5 protein-coding genes are annotated in these 5658 nt (G+C 53.8%); 2 read left to right on the forward strand and 3 right to left on the reverse strand.

What is annotated here, in order from left to right:
• From A8O25_RS21880 to rpmH, 3 genes are all read right to left on the reverse strand, one after another.
• A partial coding sequence (locus A8O25_RS21880) for a S41 family peptidase (RefSeq protein ID WP_066839717.1) occupies window positions 1–1491 on the reverse strand: 1491 nt, incomplete at its 3' end.
• 35 nt (window positions 1492–1526) lie between these two features.
• Window positions 1527–1937 (reverse strand): ribonuclease P protein component, encoded by a 411-nt coding sequence (rnpA, locus tag A8O25_RS21885; protein ID WP_066839719.1) that lies wholly within the window; start codon window positions 1935–1937, stop codon window positions 1527–1529.
• A gap of 35 nt (window positions 1938–1972) precedes the next feature.
• On the reverse strand, window positions 1973–2131 hold the full coding sequence (gene rpmH, locus A8O25_RS22555) for a 50S ribosomal protein L34 (protein ID WP_074988011.1): 159 nt from the start codon (window positions 2129–2131) through the stop codon (window positions 1973–1975).
• A gap of 462 nt (window positions 2132–2593) precedes the next feature.
• On the opposite strand from rpmH, the gene A8O25_RS21890 reads away from it, so the two are divergent.
• Both A8O25_RS21890 and A8O25_RS21895 read left to right on the forward strand, forming a co-directional pair.
• A complete protein-coding gene (locus A8O25_RS21890) occupies window positions 2594–4318 on the forward strand; it encodes a M61 family metallopeptidase (RefSeq protein ID WP_066839722.1) in 1725 nt (574 codons plus the stop codon).
• A 123-nt stretch (window positions 4319–4441) separates the two neighbouring features.
• The gene (locus tag A8O25_RS21895; protein WP_066839723.1) at window positions 4442–5341 is read left to right on the forward strand and encodes a serine hydrolase; all 900 of its coding nucleotides are present in this window, start codon (window positions 4442–4444) and stop codon (window positions 5339–5341) included.
• Window positions 5342–5658 lie beyond the last annotated feature (317 nt).

The raw sequence follows: 5658 nt of genomic DNA on the forward strand, positions 1-5658 counted from the left end.
CTTGAAGCGCATCAGATCATTGCCCTTGTTAGTGGCCACCTTTTTCTTGATCTGCTCCACATCAGCTTTGATCTCATCAAAATGCTTGTCTTCCTTGGCCTTCTTGATCATATTGTCTAGCGCCTTCTCCACATCAGTAGAATAGGTGATGTCTTTCCCGTTGAGAAAGGCCACAAACTTCTGGTACTCAGCGTCAGATAGTTTAAAATCTTTGGCAACGGCAATGGTTGGGTTTGCGGCCCTGAAACGGGTGGCATAGTCAAAGATGTAGTTTTTGGTCATCAGTTTTCTGATGATGTCTGGCACTGGCTTGTCTTTCACCTCCACGTCTGGGCTAATGCCCCCGCCGTCATACACCACCCGGCCGCCAGAGGTCTTAAACGCCACCCGCAGCGAGTCTGGGATCTTGTTAATAGAGCCGTCTGCATTGCGGTGGGCATAATCAATAGCCTGGATACAACGTCCGCTGGGAATATAATACTTGGCGGTAGTGACTTTCAGCTGGGAATTATAGGAAAGCGGGCGGGTCATCTGCACCAGTCCTTTCCCAAAGGTTCTTTCGCCAATCAATACTGCGCGGTCATAATCCTGCAGCGCCCCAGACACAATCTCAGCGGCAGAGGCACTGTTAGAACTGGTCAGCACCACCAGCGGCATCTGCACGTCTAGCGGCTCATCCAGGGCTTTGTACATTTTGTTCCAATCGCTCACCTTGCTCTTGGTGCTCACAATGTCTTTGCCCCGCGGCAGGAACAGGTTGGAAATATTCACCGCCTCGTTCAAGAGCCCGCCCGGGTTATCACGCAGGTCTAAAATGACTTTCCTGGCTCCCATTTCCTTCAGTTTCACCACCGCGCTGCGTACCTCCTGCCCCGCGTCTACTGTAAAACCAGACAACTGCAGGTAGCCAATCTCAGGGGTGACCAACCCGTAATAAGGAACATTGCTGATATGGATGTTGGCGCGGGTAACGTCTACCACCATGGGTTTCTCCACGCCAAAGCGTTTTATCTCCAGCTTCACCACAGTACCGGCCTGGCCTTTGAGCAACTTGCTTACCTCGCCGTCATTTTTCTTGGCCAGGTCTACGCCGTCTATCTTCAGAATCTCATCACCAATGATCAGGCCCGCCTTCTGGGCGGGGGAGCCCTCATGCGGCAGGGAGATGATGGTTCTGCCGTCACGCTTGCCCACCAAAGCCCCAATGCCGCCGTAATTGCCGGTGGTCATGGTTCTAAAATCCTCAATGTCGTCTTCGGGAATATAGTTGGTGTACGGGTCCAGTGATTTGAGCATGGCGTCAATGCCCGTGCGCACCAGTTTTGAGGGGGCCACATCATCTACATAGTAGGTGTTCACCTCCTTGAAGAGCGTAGCAAAAATATCCAGGTTTTTGGCGATGTCAAAATACCGCTCTGAGCCAGAGGAGAAGGAGAAAAGACCCCACGCAGTACCCACCAGCGCAAGCCCGGCAATTGATTTCTTCAGCATATCAGCACTATAACTATAAAAAGGAAACAGGAGGATTATTTAGTTAACAAACGCTCCAGTCCTGAATTTAGTTTTTTACTGATAGTATTAAAAGGATTTTTTTCTTTTCCTATGTACAATACCCCAATCAGCCAGGTGCCGCCCTGGGTGTTGCACGCGGGCACCACCTGTTTCTGCAGCCGGTACGCCTCCCTTATCTGGCGTTTCAGGCGGTTGCGGTCTACGGCTTTCTTGAAGTAACGCTTAGAGACAGAGACCAGCAGTTGAACGGGCGGCTCTGAGGGTTCTGGCAAGTGGAGAGCCACAAACCGAAGGGGATACACGTTAAAAGAAGAACCCTCACGGAAAAGCCGGTCAATCAGCTTTTTGCTCCGTAAGCGTTCTTCTTTCTGAAATCTATAAGAAATCGGTTGCTCTTCTGCAGAATGTTCAGTGAAGGTACCCATTCGCGAGGCGCCTTGCAGCGAGCTACTCAGAAAAATTAGGCTTTATGTCTTCTCTCGTCAGAAACGGTCAGTCTCTTACGGCCTTTAGCTCTTCTGCTAGCTAATACTCTACGACCATTGGCAGTCTCCATTCTTGAGCGGAAACCGTGCTTATTTCTTCTTTTGCGTTGCGAAGGTTGGAATGTTCTTTTCATCTTACACTAAACATTTTATTAAGGCCTGCAAAATTATAAAATCAATTTTGATAAACCAAACCCCTCTCCACATTTTAATTTGATTATTTGCATGTTACCCAACCCCGCTGAAAGCCTTGCTGCACCAGAGAGAAACCGCTAACGTGCGTTTCTGGCCTGTTTTCAGAAAAACAGGCCAGAAACAGAAAGGAGGGGGTGTAACGAAGTACGTAATCTTTATAACTACCTGTACTGCGTAAGTTTCTGCTTCTACCCCTTGCTTACGGTCGCATCCCGTCCCCCTTTGAAGGGGGACGGAATGCGTGTACAGGGTTACACGGTTTCTAACCTTGAGGGGTGAATCATCACTACATAAAAAGGCAAATCTACTTCACTTCACTCTCTGTTTTCGGGCTGTTTTCTGGAAAACAGGCCAAAAACGCACTACCTTCGTTTTAAGAGAACCATTAACACAGAACAGCCGTGCCGCACTACCAGCTTTCGTTCCAGAACCCGCTTTCGGGCTTTTTGCAGGTGACCACTAGGATAGAGAATAGTACCGCAGATGAATTGTATCTGCAGCTGCCCGCCTGGCGGCCGGGGCGGTATGAGTTGCAGAACTTCGCGCAGAAACTGCAGGGGTTTGCCGTGGTGGCGAAAGACGGTTCTCCCCTGCCCTTCCAAAAAATAACCAAAGACCGCTGGCGGGTAGAAACCAAAGGCGAAGCGACCCTGGAAGTACGCTATAACTTTTACGCCCGGCAAATGGACGCGGGCGGCTCCTGGCTGGCCGAAGATTTTCTATACGTGAACCCGGTCAACTGCCTGCTCACCGCCCGGGGTTTTGAACAGGAACCGTGCACGCTCTCGCTGAGCATTCCGCATGACTGGCAAATTGCCTGCGGCCTGCCCCAAACCCAACCCCGCACGCTGCTCGCCCAGAACTTTGACCATTTGGCAGATTCGCCGTTTATGGCCAGCGCCACCCTGCAGCACCAGAAATATGAAGAGCAGGGCATTCTGTTCCACGTGTGGTTTCTAGGCGAATGCCAGCCAGACTGGGCGCAGATTCTGCCGCAGTTCCAGGCATTTACCCAGGAACAGCTGGCGTTATTTGAGACATTTCCGGTGCCCGATTACCATTTCCTGAACATCCTTCTCCCCTACCCGCATTACCACGGTGTGGAGCACCTGAACTCTACGGTGATTACGCTGGGGCCGGGCGAGCAGCTCATGTCCCCTACGCTTTATAAAGAGCTGCTGGGCGTGAGCTGCCATGAGCTCTTCCACACGTGGAACATCAAGCAAATCCGGCCCCAGGAGATGCTGCCGTATGACTTCACCCGGGAAAACTATTTCAGGACCGGCTACGTGGCCGAAGGCGTGACCACTTACTACGGTGACTACCTGCTGGCAAGAAGCGGCGTGTTTGCCGCTGAACAGTATTTTCAGGAACTGGCCACCACCATCAAACGCCACACCGCAGACCAGGGCGAGCAGCACCTCTCCGTGGCCGACTCGTCTTTTGACACCTGGCTGGACGGCTATAAACCCGGCATCCCTGACCGTAAAGTGAGCATCTACCACAAAGGCTGCCTGGCGGCGCTGGTGCTGGACGTGGAAATCAGGCGCGCCACCCAGAATGCCCGCTCCCTGGATGAGGTGATGCGGCAAATGTGGCAGCAGTTCGGGCAAAAAGGCATTGGCTACGCCGAAGAAGACTACCAGCGCCTGGCCGAGGGCGTGGCGGGCGTTTCGCTGGAGCCGTATTTCCGGGAAATGGTGTTTGGAACGGTCCCTTTTGAAAAATGGCTGGCTCCGGCGCTGGACTATCTGGGGTGCACCCTGGACAAGCTCCCCTCTGCGCAGGCACATGAGAGCCTGTTCGGTTTTAGGCTGAACCCGGCGCTTGCGGCCACCCCCACGGTGGGGTACATCGCCCCTGCTTCTCCGGCGGCGGCCGTCTTGTCAGTGGAAGATGAACTCATCGCTTTGAACGGCCGAAAACTGGAGAACGCCAATCTGGCCAACCTGCTGCAAGGGCAGGAGGCGGTGGAGTTGACTTTGTTCCGGCAGAAAAAGCTGCGCACCGTTTCGCTTACGCCAGACGGGCAGCTGCACCTGCCCCAGTACAGGGTGAGCAAGAACCCAGCCGCCACCCCGGCGCAGCAGGCAAACTTCACCACTTGGCTTAAGCAACCCTTTTAAAGGAGAGGTTTCCTGTTTTGGGGCTGTTTTGAGGAAAACAGCCCCAAAACAGGAAAAACCAATTGCCTTGCCCGCTCAGGATTTTCCCTGCACTTTCCTAACTTACCGGCAAAACGACTCCCCATGCGCCTCCCCTTTCTCCTGTACGCCCTGGCGCTGTTGCTGACAGGCTGTACAGTCACCAAACGCCCAGACAGTATGAATCAGGTCAAAGCAGCCATTTTAGCCGAGCTGGGCAAACAGGAAGGTACGTTTGCGGTGGCTTTCAAAGATCTGGAAACCGGCGAAGAACTGTTGATCCAGGAACACGAGCGCTTCCACGCGGCCAGCACCATGAAAACACCGGTTCTGATAGAAGCCTACCGCCAAGCCGCCCAAGGCAGGTTCTCCCTGCAAGACTCCCTTCTGGTGAAGAACGAGTTCAAGAGCATTGTAGACGGCAGCCCGTTCAGCATTGCCCCTGCAGATGACAGCGAGCAGGAGCTGTATTCCCTTCTGGGCCAGAAGCGTCCGTGGTCTGAGTTGCTCTACAAGATGATTATTCACAGCAGCAACCTGGCCACCAACCTTGTGATAGAGCAGCTAGATGCCCAAAAAGTCACCCAAACCATGCGCCAGATGGGCGCCCAGGACATACAGGTGCTGCGCGGCGTAGAAGATACCAAAGCTTACCAGCAGGGCCTGAATAACACCACCACCGCCTATGACCTGCTGCTGCTCTTCCAGCAGATAGCCCAAGGCAAAGCCGTCAGCCCAGCCGCCTCTCAGGAGATGATCCAAATCCTGCTGGACCAGAAGTACAAAGACATCATTCCGGCCAAGCTGCCGCGGGAGGTGCAGGTTGCCCACAAAACCGGCTGGATTACCGGCGTACGCCATGACGCGGGCATTGTCTTTCCGCCCAACGGCCACCCCTATGTGCTGGTGCTGCTCTCAAAGGGCTTATCAGATGAACAAGCCGGGATTAAGGCAATGGCTACGGTCTCTGAGATGTTGTATGGGTATGTGGTTGGGGTGAGGTGAAGGGGGTTGCACTGCTGCTGCTGCTGCTGCTGCAGCAGTGGCAATGTGTAGTCTGCTGTTCCCATGGCGGCGGCTTTTTGATACTGAGTTTGGAGACTGCCAGTTGCTGCTGCCACGGCAATGCGGAGTCTGCTGTTCCCTTGGCTCTCCCGTTTGCTCCGGTGCGAAATCCCATTACTGTTGCATTGCCTCCGGTAAGCGCTCACGGCCGCGGGGCCCCGTCCTGGCGGTGAGCACTGCTGTTAAAACTAGGCCCTCCGGCCTTGCCGCTGGTGCGGCACCGTATTAACAGAGGCGCTCACCCCCAGGACTGGTTT

This window comes from Rufibacter ruber (genome assembly GCF_001647275.1).
In the GTDB taxonomy this organism is placed as follows: domain Bacteria; phylum Bacteroidota; class Bacteroidia; order Cytophagales; family Hymenobacteraceae; genus Nibribacter; species Nibribacter ruber_C.

Bases quoted from the DNA above. Each gene is read 5' to 3' on its own strand.
- rnpA (WP_066839719.1), bottom strand. From the start codon at position 1,937: ATGGGTACCTTCACTGAACATTCTGCAGAAGAGCAACCGATTTCTTAT.
- A8O25_RS21895 (WP_066839723.1), top strand. From the start codon at position 4,442: ATGCGCCTCCCCTTTCTCCTGTACGCCCTGGCGCTGTTGCTGACAGGC.
- rpmH (WP_074988011.1), bottom strand. From the start codon at position 2,131: ATGAAAAGAACATTCCAACCTTCGCAACGCAAAAGAAGAAATAAGCAC.